The following is a 391-nucleotide window of genomic DNA, read 5'->3' as shown; positions in this document are numbered from 1 at the left end:
GAATCATCAATTTCTAGAACCGCGTCCTATAAGACTAGACGTTTAATATTCTTATTACTAAGAAATGGTTGCGGGAGTAGGACTTGAACCTACGACCTTCGGGTTATGAGCCCGACGAGCTACCAACTGCTCCATCCCGCGTCCGATAAACGCTATCAATTATTTTAATTCTATTGACTAAAGAAATGTTTGCGGGAGTAGGACTTGATAAAACTACGACCTTCGACTCTTTATTTATAAAAAGTTGAGCCCGATGAATCATCAATTTCTAGAACCGCGTCCTATAAGACTAGACGTTTAATATTCTTATTACTAAGAAATGGTTGCGGGAGTAGGACTTGAACCTACGACCTTCGGGTTATGAGCCCGACGAGCTACCAACTGCTCCATC

The 391-nt window shown here is 41.7% G+C and carries 1 tRNA gene; it reads right to left on the bottom strand.

What is annotated here, in order from left to right:
* Nucleotides 1–65: 65 nt before the first annotated feature.
* A tRNA-Met gene (locus AAEZ00_RS20670) sits at nt 66–141 on the bottom strand.
* Nucleotides 142–391: the final 250 nt, after the last annotated feature.

This window comes from Shewanella sp. S1-49-MNA-CIBAN-0167 (assembly GCF_040310145.1).
Classification (GTDB): Bacteria; Pseudomonadota; Gammaproteobacteria; order Enterobacterales; family Shewanellaceae; genus Shewanella; species Shewanella psychromarinicola.
This window is presented reverse-complemented; position numbering and strand designations above follow the sequence as displayed.